Source organism: Spirillospora sp. NPDC046719 (genome assembly GCF_040645715.1).
GTDB lineage: Bacteria > Actinomycetota > Actinomycetes > Streptosporangiales > Streptosporangiaceae > Spirillospora.
This window is the reverse complement of record NZ_JBEYYT010000238.1, coordinates 1-14,164: the sequence shown is the minus strand read 5'-3', so window position 1 is coordinate 14,164 and position 14,164 is coordinate 1. Positions and strand designations below refer to the sequence as shown.

At 74.0% G+C, this 14,164-nt stretch carries 13 protein-coding genes; 9 read left to right on the top strand and 4 right to left on the bottom strand.

What is annotated here, in order from left to right; genetic code table 11:
* The first annotated feature begins 324 nt into the window (after positions 1-324).
* Both ABZ914_RS32005 and ABZ914_RS32000 read left to right on the top strand, forming a co-directional pair.
* Positions 325-1,917: a FadD3 family acyl-CoA ligase gene (locus ABZ914_RS32005; protein WP_500197783.1), complete on the top strand. Its 1,593-nt coding sequence runs from the start codon at positions 325-327 to the stop codon at positions 1,915-1,917.
* 71 nt (positions 1,918-1,988) lie between these two features.
* Entirely contained in the window at positions 1,989-3,143 is a 1,155-nt protein-coding gene (locus ABZ914_RS32000; RefSeq protein ID WP_500197784.1) for an acyl-CoA dehydrogenase family protein, read from the top strand.
* A gap of 65 nt (positions 3,144-3,208) precedes the next feature.
* Here ABZ914_RS32000 and ABZ914_RS31995 read toward each other — a convergent pair whose 3' ends face one another.
* Positions 3,209-4,360: a thiolase family protein gene (locus ABZ914_RS31995; RefSeq protein WP_500197782.1), complete on the bottom strand. Its 1,152-nt coding sequence runs from the start codon at positions 4,358-4,360 to the stop codon at positions 3,209-3,211.
* Positions 4,353-4,790, bottom strand: a complete 438-nt coding sequence (locus tag ABZ914_RS31990; protein ID WP_500197780.1) for a Zn-ribbon domain-containing OB-fold protein — start codon at positions 4,788-4,790, stop codon at positions 4,353-4,355. The genes ABZ914_RS31995 and ABZ914_RS31990 overlap by 8 nt, the downstream gene beginning before the upstream one ends.
* A gap of 189 nt (positions 4,791-4,979) precedes the next feature.
* Between ABZ914_RS31990 and ABZ914_RS31985 the strand changes: the two genes are divergently transcribed.
* Both ABZ914_RS31985 and ABZ914_RS31980 read left to right on the top strand, forming a co-directional pair.
* Complete coding sequence (locus ABZ914_RS31985; protein ID WP_500197779.1) at positions 4,980-5,360, top strand: nuclear transport factor 2 family protein; 381 nt, start codon at positions 4,980-4,982, stop codon at positions 5,358-5,360.
* Positions 5,361-5,474: 114 nt separating this feature from the next.
* A complete protein-coding gene (locus tag ABZ914_RS31980) occupies positions 5,475-6,134 on the top strand; it encodes a TetR/AcrR family transcriptional regulator (protein ID WP_500197778.1) in 660 nt (219 codons plus the stop codon).
* 30 nt (positions 6,135-6,164) lie between these two features.
* Here the strand turns inward: ABZ914_RS31980 and ABZ914_RS31975 are convergent, their stop codons facing one another.
* Together ABZ914_RS31975 and ABZ914_RS31970 are read right to left on the bottom strand one after the other, a co-directional pair.
* The gene (locus tag ABZ914_RS31975; protein ID WP_500197777.1) at positions 6,165-7,379 is read right to left on the bottom strand and encodes an acetyl-CoA C-acetyltransferase; all 1,215 of its coding nucleotides are present in this window, start codon (positions 7,377-7,379) and stop codon (positions 6,165-6,167) included.
* Positions 7,376-8,632, bottom strand: a complete 1,257-nt coding sequence (locus ABZ914_RS31970) for a CaiB/BaiF CoA transferase family protein (protein WP_500197775.1) — start codon at positions 8,630-8,632, stop codon at positions 7,376-7,378. The genes ABZ914_RS31975 and ABZ914_RS31970 overlap by 4 nt, the downstream gene beginning before the upstream one ends.
* Before the next feature lie 160 nt (positions 8,633-8,792).
* On the opposite strand from ABZ914_RS31970, the gene ABZ914_RS31965 reads away from it, so the two are divergent.
* The 5 genes from ABZ914_RS31965 to ABZ914_RS31945 all read left to right on the top strand — a co-directional run.
* Entirely contained in the window at positions 8,793-9,656 is an 864-nt protein-coding gene (locus ABZ914_RS31965) for an enoyl-CoA hydratase/isomerase family protein (RefSeq protein WP_500197774.1), read from the top strand.
* Positions 9,653-10,417 (top strand): glucose 1-dehydrogenase, encoded by a 765-nt coding sequence (locus tag ABZ914_RS31960; RefSeq protein WP_500197773.1) that lies wholly within the window; start codon positions 9,653-9,655, stop codon positions 10,415-10,417. The genes ABZ914_RS31965 and ABZ914_RS31960 overlap by 4 nt, the downstream gene beginning before the upstream one ends.
* 27 nt (positions 10,418-10,444) lie before the next feature.
* Positions 10,445-11,638 carry an acyl-CoA dehydrogenase family protein gene (locus ABZ914_RS31955; protein ID WP_500197772.1) on the top strand — a complete coding sequence of 398 codons (1,194 nt, stop codon included), beginning with the start codon at positions 10,445-10,447 and terminating at the stop codon, positions 11,636-11,638.
* Between the two features lie 29 nt (positions 11,639-11,667).
* On the top strand, positions 11,668-12,543 hold the full coding sequence (locus ABZ914_RS31950) for an LLM class flavin-dependent oxidoreductase (RefSeq protein ID WP_500197771.1): 876 nt from the start codon (positions 11,668-11,670) through the stop codon (positions 12,541-12,543).
* A gap of 131 nt (positions 12,544-12,674) precedes the next feature.
* Positions 12,675-14,164, top strand: a 1,490-nt coding sequence (locus ABZ914_RS31945; protein ID WP_500197770.1) for an AMP-binding protein, incomplete at its 3' end; no start/stop codon positions are given.

Below are 14,164 nucleotides of genomic sequence, written 5' to 3'. Positions count from 1 at the left end.
GGCGACGGAGCCGGCGGCGTGGTCGCCGACGAGCCGGGCCGCCGCCTCGCGCAGCGCCTGCTGTTCGGCGGACAGGCGGACGTCCATCAGCGCTCACTCCGCGGCGCCGCCGACGCGGCGGTCGAAGCGGCGGGGGAGGCGGTGGCGGTCGAGGCGTCGGTCGGATGGTGATCGGTCTTGATGATCATGTGCGGCGACCTCGGGGGAGGCGGGCCGGGTCCGCGCGGGGTGCGCGTGCGGATCGCCGGCGCGGATGCTGACGGGCTCTTCTCTGCTGACGATAAAAGTCTATACTGACGTCGATGTCAATCATGGAGGCCTGTCATGACCGACACCCCGGGGCCGCCCTGGCCGAGCATCGCGGCGATGACCGCGTCCGCAGCGAAGCGCTTCCCCGACCGGGTCGCGGTCGTGGACGGCGACGCGCGCGTCTCCTTCGCCGAGCTCCACGAGGAGGCCCGGCGGTTCGGCGCCGCGCTGGCCGCCGACGGCGTCGAGCCCGGTGACCGCGTCGCCGTCTGGGCGTTCAACAGCCGCGAATGGATCGTCGCGCTGCTCGGCCTGTACCAGGCGGGCGCCGTCCTCGTCCCGATCAACACCAGGTTCAAGGGACGCGAGGCCGCCGGGATCCTGCGCCGCGCCAGGGCCCGGGTGCTGGTGACGGTGACGGACTTCCTCGGCAACGACTACGTGGAGATGCTCGCCGGCTCCGGCGTGCCCCTCCCCGACCTCCGGACCGTCGTCATCGCCCGCGGCCGCCCGTCCGGCGAGGGGACGGCGTGGCCGGACTTCCTCGCGCGCGCCACCGAGAGCGGACTCGCCGAGGTCGACCGGCGGAGCGCCGCCCTGAGCCCCGACGACACCTCCGACATCCTGTTCACGTCCGGGACGACCGGGGCGCCCAAGGGCGTCGTCATGACCCACGGCCGGACGATGGCCGTGGCGACCGACTGGGTCGCGATGACGGGGCTCACCGAGGGCGACCGCTACGTGATGGTCAACCCGTACTTCCACATGTTCGGGTTCAAGGCCGGCATCCTGGCCTGCCTGGCGGCGGGCGCCACGATGTACCCGCAGGCCGTCCTGGACGTGGACGCGGTGCTGGGCCTCGTCGCCGGGGAGCGGGCCACCGTCCTGCCCGGCGCCCCGACGATGTACCACGCGATCCTGGAGCACCCGGGCCGCGACCGGTACGACCTGTCGAGCCTGCGCGTCGCCGTGACCGGCTCGGCGGACATCCCCGTCGAGCTCATCAGGCGGGTCCGCGGCGAGCTGCCGTTCTCGCTCGTCGTCGCCGGATACGGGCTCACCGAGGCGGGGACGGCCAGCTCGACGGCGCCCGGCGACGATCCGGAGACCATCGCCACGACCGTCGGGCGCGCCCGTCCCGGCTTCGAGATCCGCGTCGCCGGCGGAGCCGGCGGGGACGCCGCCGAGGGGGAGGTCGGCGAGATCCTCCTGCGGGGGCCGACCGTCATGGCCGGCTACCTCGACGACCCCGAGGCGACCGCGGAGGTGCTCTCCGCGGACGGCTGGCTGCGCACCGGCGACCTGGGGCGCTTCGACGAGCGCGGGTGCCTGCGCATCGCCGGGCGCTCCAAGGACATGTTCATCGTCGGCGGGTTCAACGCCTACCCCGCCGAGATCGAGGCCATGCTGCTCGAACACCCCGGCGTCCGCGAGGCCGCCGTCATCGGCGTCCCCGACGAGCGCCTCGGCCAGGTGGGCATGGCGTTCGTCGTCCCGCGCGCGCCCGCCCCGTCGGCCGGCGCGGTCATCGCGTGGTGCCGCGACCGGATGGCCAACTACAAGGTGCCGCGCTTCGTCGAGCTGATCGACGAGCTGCCGCTCACGGCGAGCGGGAAGGTGCGCAAGACCGCGCTGCAGGAGCGGGCCGGCGCCCGGACCGTCCGCTGACCCGCTCCACTGAACTTACATCGACGTCGATTCACGACCTGTGCCCGGAAGGTGGCTGACACGTGGCCGACATGACCGATCAGGACCTCGAGCCGATGCTGGAGGCCGTCCGCGACTTCATCCGCAAGGAGGTGATCCCGCGCGAGGCGGAGATCGACGAGAGGGACGAGGTGCCGGACGTCCTGCGCGAGGCCGCCAAGCGGATGGGGCTGTTCGGGTTCACCATCCCGGAGGAGTACGGCGGCCTCGGCCTCGGCATCGTCGACCAGTGCCGACTGCTGATCGAGATCGGCTACACGACCCCGGCCCTGCGCTCGATGTTCAGCACCAACGTGGGCATCGCCGGGCAGGTGATCATGGACGCCGGCACCCCGGAGCAGAAGGAGCGGTGGCTGCCGAGGCTCGCCTCGGGCGAGGCCGTCGCCTCCTTCGCGCTCACCGAGCCGGACGCCGGCTCCGACCCGGGCGACATGCGGACCAGCGCCGTCCGCGACGGCGACGCGTGGGTGCTCACCGGCGTCAAGCGCTACATCACCAACGCACCGATCGCCGACGTGTTCATGGTGTTCGCCCGCACCGACCCGGACGCCCGCTCGTCCCGGGGCATCTCCACCTTCATCGTCCCGGCCGACGCCCCCGGGCTGACGGTGGGACCGCGGGACCACAAGATGGGCCAGTTCGGAGCGTGGACGGCCGACGTCGGCCTCGACGGAGTGCGCCTGCCGCCGGACGCGGTGGTCGGTGGCGAGGCGGGCGTCCACACCGGATTCCTGACCGCGATGCGCTGCCTGACCACGGGCCGGCTGCTGCTCGCCGCGGCGTGCGTGGGGATGTGCCAGCGGCTGATCGACGAGTCCGTCCGGTTCGCGTCCGACCGCAGGCAGGGCGGGAAGCCGATCGCGTCCCACCAGCTGGTGCAGGCGATGATCGCGGACTCGGTGACCGAGACGATGGCGGCCCGCGCCCTCGTCCTGGACGCGGCGCGCGCCTACGCCGACGGCTCCGACCGCCGCACCGCCCCGGCCGCCGCGAAGTACTTCTGCAGCGAGACCGTCGGGCGCGTGGCCGACCGCGCCGTCCAGGTGCACGGCGGCGCCGGGTACATGCGGTCGGTCCCGGTCGAGCGGTTCTACCGCGACGCGCGGCTGTTCCGCATCTACGAGGGCACGAGCCAGATCCAGCAGGTCATCATCGCCCGCCAGACGCTCGGGGCGGCCGCCGGCTGACGCTCCGGGCGGCGAACGGCGGAGCGGCCCGGGCGGACATGACGCCCGGGCCGCTCCGCATCGGGTCAGGTGGACAGGATGGAGACGGCCGCGACGCCGGGCGCGCCGTAGAGCTGGGCGAGGCCGACCCGCGGCTCGCCGGCGACCTGCCGTTCGCCCGCCCGGCCGCGCATCTGCAGCACCAGTTCCCGCACCTGCCGCAGGCCGGAGGCGCCGACGGGCTCGCCGTTGGCGATCAGCCCGCCGTCGGTGTTGACCGGGAGCCTGCCGCCCGGCGCGGTGGCGCCGGAGGCGACGAGCTCGTTCTGCTCGCCGTCCTCGCAGAGCCCGACCTCGGCCATGTGGATGACCTCGGCGCCCGCGTCGGTGTCCTGGAGCTGGGCGATCCGGACGTCCTCCGGGCCGATGCCGGCCGCCTCGTACGCGGCCTTCGCGGCGTCCACGGTCGGCGCCGGGACGTGGTCGGCGGCGACGGAGGCGGACGGGGTGTGCACCTCGAACGCGCCGAACCGCCGCGTGCGGGTGACGACGCTGCGCAGGTACACCGGCTTGTCGGTGTAGCGGTGCGCCACGTCCGCGCTGCACACCACCAGCGCCGCCGCGCCCTCGTTGGGACTGCAGAACATGTACTGGGTCAGCGGGTGGTTCAGCATCCGCGACCCGAGGATCTGCTCCGGGGACAGCGGCTTGCGCCGGTGCGCGTTGGGGTTCAGCTCGCCGTTGCGGTAGTTCTTGGCGGCGACCTCCGCGAGGGTCCGGTGCGTGATCCCGTGGTCGTGCATGTAGCGGTTGATCTTCATGCCGAAGAACTTGGTGGTGAGGAACAGCCCCATCTCGCCGTACCAGGACGGGCAGCCGTACTCGCGCGGGTCGGCGGTGAACGCGCCGGACTCGTGCTTGTCCATGCCGAGGACGAGGCCGATCTCGTGCTGCCCCAGCCTGATCGTCTGCGCGGCCAGGGCCAGCGCGCTGCCGGCGGTCGCGCAGCCGTTGTAGACGTTGGTGAACTGCACGCCGGTCAGGCCGAGCTCGGCGACGACGGCGTCCGGCTGGTCGACCTCGTAGCTGCCGCCCACCGCGAACTGCACGTCCGTCCACGCCAGGCCCGCGTCGGCCAGCGCGTCGCGGGCCGCCTCGGCGCCCATGGCCAGCGCGGGCTTGCCGGGGAAGCGGCCGAACCGGTGGATCCCCACCCCGATGATCGCGACGTCAGGCATGCTCGGCCCCTTCCGGAGTGAACGCGAAGGTGATGATCTCCCGGCCGTCCTCGTCGGTGCGGAACGGCAGCGTGACCAGCCGCATCGGCATGCCGAACTCCAGGCCGTCCTGCGTGCAGCCGGTGAGGAGGGTCTCGACGCGAAGCTCGCCGGGCAACTCGACCACTCCCACCAGCCAGGGCTCGAAGGGGTCGGTGCCGGCGAACTCGCCGCGGAACGGCGCCTTCGGCGGGAAGCCCTGGGACGTCCACGTCCACAGCGTCCCGGAGCGGCCCAGGAGCGCGCGCTCCACGGCGGCCGCGCCGCATCGCGCGCAGCCGGCGCGCAGCGGGAACACGTGCGTCCCGCACTCCCCGCACCTGCCGCCGATCAGCCGGGGCTCGTCGGCGGGCCAGGTGAACAGGTCGTCGGCGATGGGGACCGGTGCCATCTCATCTCCTTGCTCCCCCGCGCGCCGGGCGGCCGGGGGCGTGCGTGCCGGTCATCCTATACTGACGTCGACGTCAAATAAAGGCCGAGGCCGGCCCATGGTGGGCGACGCCCGAGATCCCTTCAATGCTTGGCATTATCGACGTCGAAGTCATAACTAGCCTCAGGCGAGGAAGGGAAGGGATGCGTCGTGTCGAACGGTGACGGGGTGCTGGCCGCGGTGACCAGGCTGCAGGCCGACTACGCGCGGTACGTCGACGGAGGGCGGGCGGAGGAGTGGAGCGCGCTCTACGGCTCCCGGGGCGTGCTGGCGCTCTCCGACGGCCGGGAGGTCGGCGGCGCGCAGGAGCTCGCCGCGTTCGCGGCGCGGGCGCCGCGGGGCGTCCACCTCCAGGGCGTGCCGAGCGTCGAGGAGCGCGCCGACGGCGACATCGACTCGGTGGCGCCCTTCCTGTTCGTCAACGCCGAGAACGGCTCCATGATCGCCGGCACCTACAGCGACCGGATGACGTGGGAGGAGGGGCGCCTGGTGTTCGCGAGGCGGCACATCGACATGAAGCGGACCCTGTGACGCGGCTCCCGGCGCGCCGGCCGGGCCGCCCCGCGCCCCCGGTCTCGCCGGACCGGGGCGCGGGTGCGGCATGATGTTTTCCGACGTCGAGTTCATCGTTTTGGAGGAACCGGGATGGATCCAGAGCCTCGCTCCGCGAAGGGCCGCCGGACGCGGGCGCGCCTGGTCGAGGCGGGCAAGACCGTGTTCGAGCGCGACGGCTTCCTCCAGGCGCGGATCACCGACATCGCCACCGAGGCCGGCGTCTCGCACGGGTCGTTCTACCACTACTTCGACTCCAAGGAATCGCTCTTCCGCGAGATCGCCGAGGAGGTCGAGGTCCGCCTGGTGTCCATGGACGACATCCCGCAGGCCGACGACGCCGGCCCCATCGAGCGCATCCGCGCGGCCAACCGGGCCTACCTCACCGCGTACCGGAAGGAGGCCCCGATCATGCGGGTGATCGAGGAGGTCAGCCGCTACGACGAGGACGTCCGCAAGGTGCGGTCCAAGCGCGACGACTACCTGGCGGCCCGGCTGGAGTCGGCGATCAAGCGGCTGCAGGCCGAGGGGCTGGCCGACAAGCGGATCGACGAGCGGTACGCCGCCACCGCGCTCGGCGGCATGGTCGCCAAGTTCGCCGAGATGATGTTCATCGGCGGCGCGCGCTTCGCCATGAACGAGGCGGTCGAGCAGCTCACGCTGCTGTGGGCCAACGCGCTGGGGCTGAGCCCGGACGCCGACGCCAAGCCTCGCGCCCGGAGCGGGAAGGCCGCGAAGGCCGCGAAGACCTGACCTTCCCGCTCCCGGCCGGGCAGCACTCCGTCAGTCCCGCACCCGCTCGAAGACCGCGGCGATGCCCTGCCCGCCGCCGACGCACAGCGTCTCCAGGGCGTAGCGCGCGTCGCGGCGCCGCATCTCGTGCAGCAGCGTCGCGACGATCCGCGCGCCGGTCGCGCCGACCGGGTGGCCGAGCGAGATGCCCGAGCCGTTGACGTTGAGCCGCTCGAAGTCGCCGGGCGCGAAGCCCCACTCCCGCGTGACCGCCAGGGCCTGGGCCGCGAACGCCTCGTTCAGCTCGATGAGGTCCATGTCGGCCAGCGTGAGACCCGCGGCGTCGAGGGCCCTGCGCGTCGCCGGCACCGGTCCGGTGCCCATGAGATGGGGCGGGACCCCGGCCGTGGCGGTGGACACCACGCGCGCGAGCGGCCGCAGCCCGTGCTCGGCCGCGAACTCCGGGGTCGTCACCAGGCAGGCGGCGGCGCCGTCGTTCTGGCCGCTGGCGTTGCCCGCGGTGACCGTCGCCTCGGCGTCGTCCTTCCGCATGACCGGGCGGAGGGCGGCCAGCCCTTCGAGGGAGATGTCGCGGCGCGGGTGCTCGTCGGTGTCGACGACCGCGTCCCCCTTCCTGCCGGGCACCGTGACGGGGACGATCTCCTCGGCGAACGCGCCGCGGTCCTGGGCGTCGAGCGCCCTGCGGTGCGAGGCGTAGGCCAGCTCGTCCTGCTCGGCGCGGCCGATCTTGTACTCGCGGCGCAGGTTCTCGGCCGTCTCCAGCATGCCGCCGGGGACGGGGTGGTTCCGGCCGCCGGCGGTCGTCCGCCCGCGCGTCAGGGTGTCCGTCAGCGTGATGTCCCCGGCCCGCGAACCCCAGCGGGCGGTCAGGGAGTAGTGCGGGGCCTGCGACATGTTCTCGGCGCCGCCCGCGATGATCGCCCGGGCGGCGCCGGAGCGCACCATCGCCGCCGCGTACACGACGGCCTGCAGGCCGGATCCGCAGCGCCGGTCGATCTGCACGCCGGGCACGCTCGTCGGCAGGCCCGCGTCCAGGGCGATGACCCGCCCGATCGCGGGCGCCTCCGCGGTGCCGTAGCAGTGGCCGAACACGACGTCGTCGACGAGCGAGCCGTCCAGCCCGCTGCGCTCGACCAGCGCCCGCACCACCGCCACGCCGAGGTCCTGGACGGGGACCGTCCGCAGGGCGCCGCCGAACCGGCCTATCGGGGTCCGCACCGGCTGGCAGATCACGGCCTCGTTCATGTCTCTCCTGACTGGTCGTGGGCCGGGAGCGGTCGCACCGCGCCGGCTCGGCGGAGTTCGTCCTGCGCCTCGGGGGTGAAGCCCAGGTCGGTGAGGATCGCGGCGGTGTGCTCGCCGAGGGCGGGGACGTCCTCCAGCGGCGTGGTCCACGCGGGGGTGATGACGGGCGGGAGCAGCGACGCCAGCGGCCCCGCCGGCGATCCGACCTCCCGCCAGCGCCCGCGCTCGGTGAGCTGCGGGTGGTCGACGACCTCGGTGACCCGGTTGAACTCGGCGTTCCCGATCCCGGCCGCGTCGGCGCGCGCGCAGATGTCGGCGAGGTCGAGGGCGGCCGTCCAGGCGCCGACGGCCTCGTCCAGCCTGGCCCGCTGCCTGCAGCGCTGCGGGGTGGTGGCGAGGGACGGGTCGTCCGCGAGGTCCGGCCGCCCGATGAGGTCGCGGGCCAGGCGCTGCCATTCCGCGTCGTTGGTGGTCCCGAGGACGACGGTGCGCCCGTCCTTGGTCGGGTAGGCGTTGTACGGGGCGACGATGGGGGAGGACATGCCGATCGGAGCGCGCTCCTCGCCGGTGTAGCGGGCGTACAGCAGGGCGAACCCGAGGAAGTCGGCCGCCGTGTCGAACATGCTCACCTGCAGGGCGGCGCCGGTGCCGGTGCGGGCGCGCGCGAGCAGCGCGGCCAGGATGCCCGCCGCCGCCTGCATCGCGGTCCCGATGTCGGCGATGGGGATGCCGGGTTTGGCGGGCGCGTCCGCCCGGCCGGTGGCGGCGCACGATCCGCTCTCGGCCTGGACGAGCAGGTCGTAGGCGCGGCGATGGTCGAGCGGCCCGCCGGTGCCGTAGCCGGAGATGTCGACGGCCACCATCGCCGGGTACCGCTCGACCAGCGTCGCCGCGTCCAGTCCGAGGCGGCGGGCGGAACCCGGCGCGAGGTTCTGCACGACGACGTCGGCGCGTCCGAGCAGCCGGTCGAGGACGGCGCGGGCCTCGGGCCGCTTGCAGTCCAGCGCCAGCGACCGCTTGTTGCGGTTCAGCCAGACGAAGTAGGTCGCCATGCCGTCGGCGGCGTCGTCGAACCAGCGGGTGAGGTCGCCCGAGCGCGGGTGCTCGACCTTGATGACCTCGGCGCCGAGATCGGCCAGCATCCGCGTGCAGTAGGGCGCCGACACCGCCTGCTCGAAGCTCACCACGACCGTCCCGGCGAGCGGCGGCGGGGGAGCGGGGGCCGGGTCCCGGCCGCCTGGCCTGTCGGGCATGGAGCTCCTCCGTCGGTGTGCGGCGCGCGTGACGCGGATCCGGCTGCTGCGGGATCAGTCTAACTTTGACGTCGATATCGATCCAAGGTCGGCCACCCGGCGGGACGCGCACAGGGCGGGGCATTGACCCGGCGATCGGCTCATTATAATTTCGACGTCTATGTCAAATCATTCGGGCGGCGCTCCGCCGACGGGCACCGCGCACCTGCTCGCCGCGCGGGCCGGCGGCGTGCTGACCCTCACGCTGAACCGCCCGGAGGCCCGCAACGCCTTCTCGCGGGAGATGCTCGACGCCCTGGCGGCGATGCTGGACTACGCCGCCGCGTCGGACGACGTCCGGGCCGTCGTCATCACCGGGGCCGGCGGCGCCTTCTGCGCGGGCGGCGACCTCGGCAAGCTCGCCGCCGGCGAGAGCGTGTTCGGCCCGGCCGGCGACCCGGCCGCGCGGCTGGCGGCCCAGAAGGCGCTCCAGCGCGCGACGGTCGTCCGGCTCCGCGAGCTGGACAAGCCGTCCGTCGCGCTGATCGCGGGCGCGGCGGTCGGCGCCGGTCTCGGCCTCGCCCTCGCCTGCGACCTGCGCTACGCGGCGGCCTCCGCCGTGCTGCGCACGGGGTTCGGCAGGATCGGGCTGGCGGGCGACTTCGGCTGCACCTGGCAGCTGACCCGGCTGCTCGGCGCGTCCCGGGCCCTGGAACTGCTCTACCTCTCGCCGCCGCTCACCGCCGCCCGCGCGCGTGACCTCGGCCTGGTCAACGACGCCGTCGCCGACGACGAGCTGGCGGAGCACGGCGCGAAGCTGGCCGCACGCCTGGCCGCCCTGTCACCGGACGCCGTCAGGGCCATGAGGCGGCACGTCGGCCGCGCCCACGACCACGACCTCGCCGCCTGCGCGGACGCCGAGGCCGAGTGGCACGTCCGGCTGCTGGAGTCCGGCGGCCACCGCGACGCCGTCCGCGCGATCTCGCACGGCCGCGCCGTGCGCACCCCCTCCGACCCCGAGAACCCAGGAGCGAAACGAGCATGACGAACCTCGACGGCCGCGTGGCGCTGGTGACGGGCGCGGCCCGCGGCATCGGAGCGGAGATCGCCCGCACCTACGCCCGCGCCGGCGCCCGGGTCGGCGTCCTCGACCTCAAGGAGGACCTGACCGGGGAGACCGTGGCCGGCATCAGGGACGCGGGCGGGCAGGCCGTCGGCCTCGGGGCGGACGTCTCCGACGCCGAGCAGGTCGACCGGGCGGTGCGGCGGCTCGCCGAGGAGTTCGGCGGGCTCGACATCGCGGTCAACAACGCCGGCGTCACGCGGGACAACCTGCTGTTCAGGATGACCGAGGACGACTGGGACACCGTGATGGCCGTCCACATGCGCGGGGTGTTCCTGGTGACCCGGGCCGCGCAGCGGATCATGGTCGAGCGGCGCTACGGGCGCGTGATCAACATCTCCTCGACCTCGGCGCTCGGAAACCGGGGCCAGGCGAACTACTCCGCGGCCAAGGCGGGGATCCAGGGCTTCACGCGGACGACCGCGATCGAGCTCGGCCCGTTCGGCGTCACCGTCAACGCGATCGGCCCCGGCTACGTCGACACGGAGATGACCCGGGCGACCGCCGAGCGCCTCGGCCTCGCGGTGGACGAGCGGCTGGCCGAGGTCGCCGCGACGCTGCCGGTGCGCCGCGTCGGCAGGCCCGCCGACATCGCGAACGCCGCCCTGTTCCTCGCCGCCGAGGAGTCCGGGTTCGTGACCGGCCAGGTGCTGTACGTCGACGGCGGGCGCTCGGTGCGCTGAGGTGGAAGAACCGATCGAGGAGTTCCGATGAGCCAGGACATCGCACCCGGGGGAACGGGCACCGACGACACGCTCACCGACGAGGAGCTGCGCGCGGCCGTCCGGGACGTGGCCGGGCGGTTCGACGACGCCTACTGGGCGGAGGCCGACCAGGAGGCGCGGTTCCCGTGGGAGTTCTACAAGGCGTTCGCCGAGGCCGGCTGGCTCGGCATCGCGATCCCGCGCGAGTACGGCGGCGCGGGGATGGGCATCTCGGCGGCCGCGTCGATGATGTACGAGATCGCCGCGTCCGGCGCGGGCATGAACGGGTGCAGCCCGTTCCACCTGACGATCTTCGGTCTCAACCTGGTGGCGCGGCACGGCGGCGACCGGCTCTGCCGCGAGCTGCTGCCCGCCGCCGCGACCGGCGACCTGCACGTCTGCTTCGCCATCACCGAGCCCGACGCGGGCTCCGACACGAGCCGCATCCGCACCTTCGCCCGCCGGGACGGCTCCGACTACGTGATCAATGGCCGGAAGGTGTGGATCACCAAGGCGGCGCAGTCGCAGAAGGCGGTGCTGCTGGCGCGCACGAGCGAGCCGCGCGCGGGCCGGCGGCGGACCGACGGCCTGTCGATGTTCGTCGTCGACCTGACCGGCGGCGAGGTCGAGATGCGGGCGATCCCCAAGATGGGCCGCAACGCGGTGTCGTCGTACGAGCTGTTCATGGACGACTTCCGCGTGCCCGGTTCGGCGCTGGTCGGGGAGGAGGGCCGCGGGTTCGCCTACCTGCTGGACGGCATCAACCCCGAGCGGATCCTGCTCGCGCACGAGTCGCTGGGCATCGGGCGGGCGGCGCTGCGCCGGGCGGTGCGGTACGCGGGGGAGCGGGTGGTGTTCGGCCGCCCGATCGGCCAGAACCAGGGGATCGCGTTCCCGCTCGCCGAGGCGTCGATGCGGCTGGACGCGGCGGAACTGGCCGCGCGGCACGCCGCCGCCCGCTACGACGGCGGCGAACCGTGCGGCAAGGAGGCGAACACGGCGAAGTACCTGTGCGCCGACGCCGCCTTCGCCGCCGCCGACGCGGCCGTCCAGACGCACGGCGGGTTCGGGTACGCCCGCGAGTACCACGTCGAGCGCTACTTCCGGGAGTCCCGCCTGATGCGCATCGCCCCGGTCAGCCAGGAGATGGTGCTGAACTACATCAGCGAGCACGTCCTCGGCCTTCCCAAGTCCTACTGAACGACGACCGGGCGCGGGACGGAGGACGCATGCGCATCGCGGTTCATTCGGGTCTCACCATGCGCGGGACCATCGAGGGCGTCGTCGGCGAGGTGCGCAAGGCCGCCGAGCTCGGCCTCGCCGGGTACTGGGCGCCGATGCTCACCGGGCACGACACGCTCACCGCCTTCGCGGTCGCCGGCCGCGAGGTGCCGGAGGTGGAACTGGGGACGGCGGTCGTGCCGATGCCGCTGCGGCCGCCCTTCGCGCTCGCCCAGCAGGTGGCGACCGTGCAGGAAGTGCTCAAGGGCCGGCTGGCGCTCGGCGTGGGACCGTCGCACGAGGCGCTGGTCAGGGACGCGTTCGGGCTGGAGTGGACGCCGCCGATCGCGGCGACGCGCTGGTACGTCGAGCGGCTGACGGCCGTCATGGCGGGCCGGGACGGCCGGGGGGTCGCCGTCGGCGGCGATCCGACGCCCGTCCTGCTGGGGGCCGTCAACCCGGCCATGGCCGCGCTCGCGGCGGAGGTGGCCGCGGGCGTGGTCACCTGGGCCGCGGGACCGCGGACGATCGCCGAGGTGATCCGGCCCGCGCTGCGCGCGCGGCCGGCCGGGTCCCCCTTCCGGGTCGTGGCCGCGCTGCCGGTCGCCGTGACCGACGACGTCGCGGGGACGCGCGCGCACATCGACCGGAGACTGGGCGCCAACGACCGCTTTCCCTCCTATCGGAAGGTGCTGCGCCGTGAGGGGGTGGACGGGGTGGCGGAGCTCGCGATCGTCGGTACGGCGGACGAGGTCGGCCGGCGCCTCGACGCGTTCGCCGGCAGCGGCGTCACCGACTTCGCGGCGCACGTGCTGGCGCGGAGCGCGGCCGACACCGAGCGCACGTGGGAGTTCCTCGCCGCCCGGGCGGCGGCTCGGCGGTAGAGCCGGGGCGCGCACGGCGCGGCCGCGCCGCCCTCAAGTATTGACGTTGACGTCGAAATATACTTCGATGGCACCAAGGCGGCGGCGGCCGGTGGATCTCCGCCGCGTTCCGACCCCCCGAAGGCGGTGCGGTGACCAGAGGCTCTGTTCTCGACGGCTGGGGCCTGCGGACGGTCCCCGCCGAGCTGGCCCGGCGCTACCACGCGGAAGGGTGGTGGACCGGCGACTCGCTCGGCGCGATGGTGGCCGACGGGCTCGGCCGGGCGCCCGGCCTGCGGTTCGAGGTGCGCTCCAAGGTCCGGCCCTGGACCGGCACGTTCGCCGAGGTGGACCGTGCCAGCCGCTGCTTCGCCCGGGCCCTGGGGGACTGGGGCGTCGGCCCGGGCTCGGTCGTCGTCGTGCAGCTGCCGAACTGGGTCGAGGCCGCCATCGCGTTCTGGGCCGCCGCGTACGTCGGGGCGACCGTGGTCCCGGTGGTGCACTTCTACGGCCCCAGGGAGGTCGGCCACATCCTCGACGCCACCCGCCCCGCCGTGATCGTCACCCCCGACCGCTTCGGCCGCACCGACCATCTCGAGCAGTACGCGGAACTCCTGGCCGGACGCGACGAGGAGCCGCTGTGGCTGGTGGTGGGCGACCGGCCCGAGGCGGAGCTGCCGCCGGCCGCCACGCCGTTCCACCTGATGACGCGGGCGCGCCCGATCGAGGAGCCGGACCCCGTCGAGCCCGAGACGCCGGCCGTCGTGGGCTTCACGTCCGGGACGACCCTCGCCCCCAAGGGCGTCGTGCACAGCCACCAGACGATCGCCTGGGAGGCGCGCCAGGCCGACGGCTTCTACCCCAGGGGCGGGCCGCCGACGATCGTCGGCACCCCGGTCGGCCACTTCATGGGCATGATCAACGCGTTCCTGGTGCCGCTGCTGCGGTCCGAGCCGGTGCACCTGATCGACGTGTGGGACCCGGCCGAGGTGCTGGCGATGATGAGGGAGGGCGGACTCGGCGTAGCCGGCGGCCCGCCCTACTTCCTGACCAGCCTGCTCGACCACGCCGACTTCACCCCCGAGCACCTGGCCCTCATCCCGCACATGGGGCTCGGCGGCGCGCCGGTGCCGGAGTCCTTCACCGAGCGTGCGACGCGGGAGGGCATCGCGGTCTACCGGTCGTACGGGAGCACCGAGCACCCCTCGGTCACGGCGGGCCTGCTGAGCGACCCGCCCGGCAAGCGGCTGCGCACCGACGGCCGGGCGCTGCCGGGCGCGGAGTTCCGGCTGGACGACGACGGCGAGATCCTCACCCGCGGCGCCGACTGCTTCATCGGCTACACCGACCCCGCGCTCACCGCCCGCGCGTTCGACGCCGGCGGCTGGTACCGCACCGGCGACATGGGCCGGGTGGACGCCGACGGCCACCTCACGATCACCGACCGCGTCGCCGACGTCATCATCCGCGGGGGCGAGAACATCAGCGCCCAGGAGGTCGAGTCGCTCCTGCTCGGCATGGAGCGGATCGCCGAGGTCAGCGTCGTGGGCCGCCCGGGCGCCCCCCCCCGCCGCGGGGCCCCCCCCGCGGTACCGGCGCCCCCACCCGCGCCGCCCGCGGCCCCGGGCGGCCCGGCGGGGCC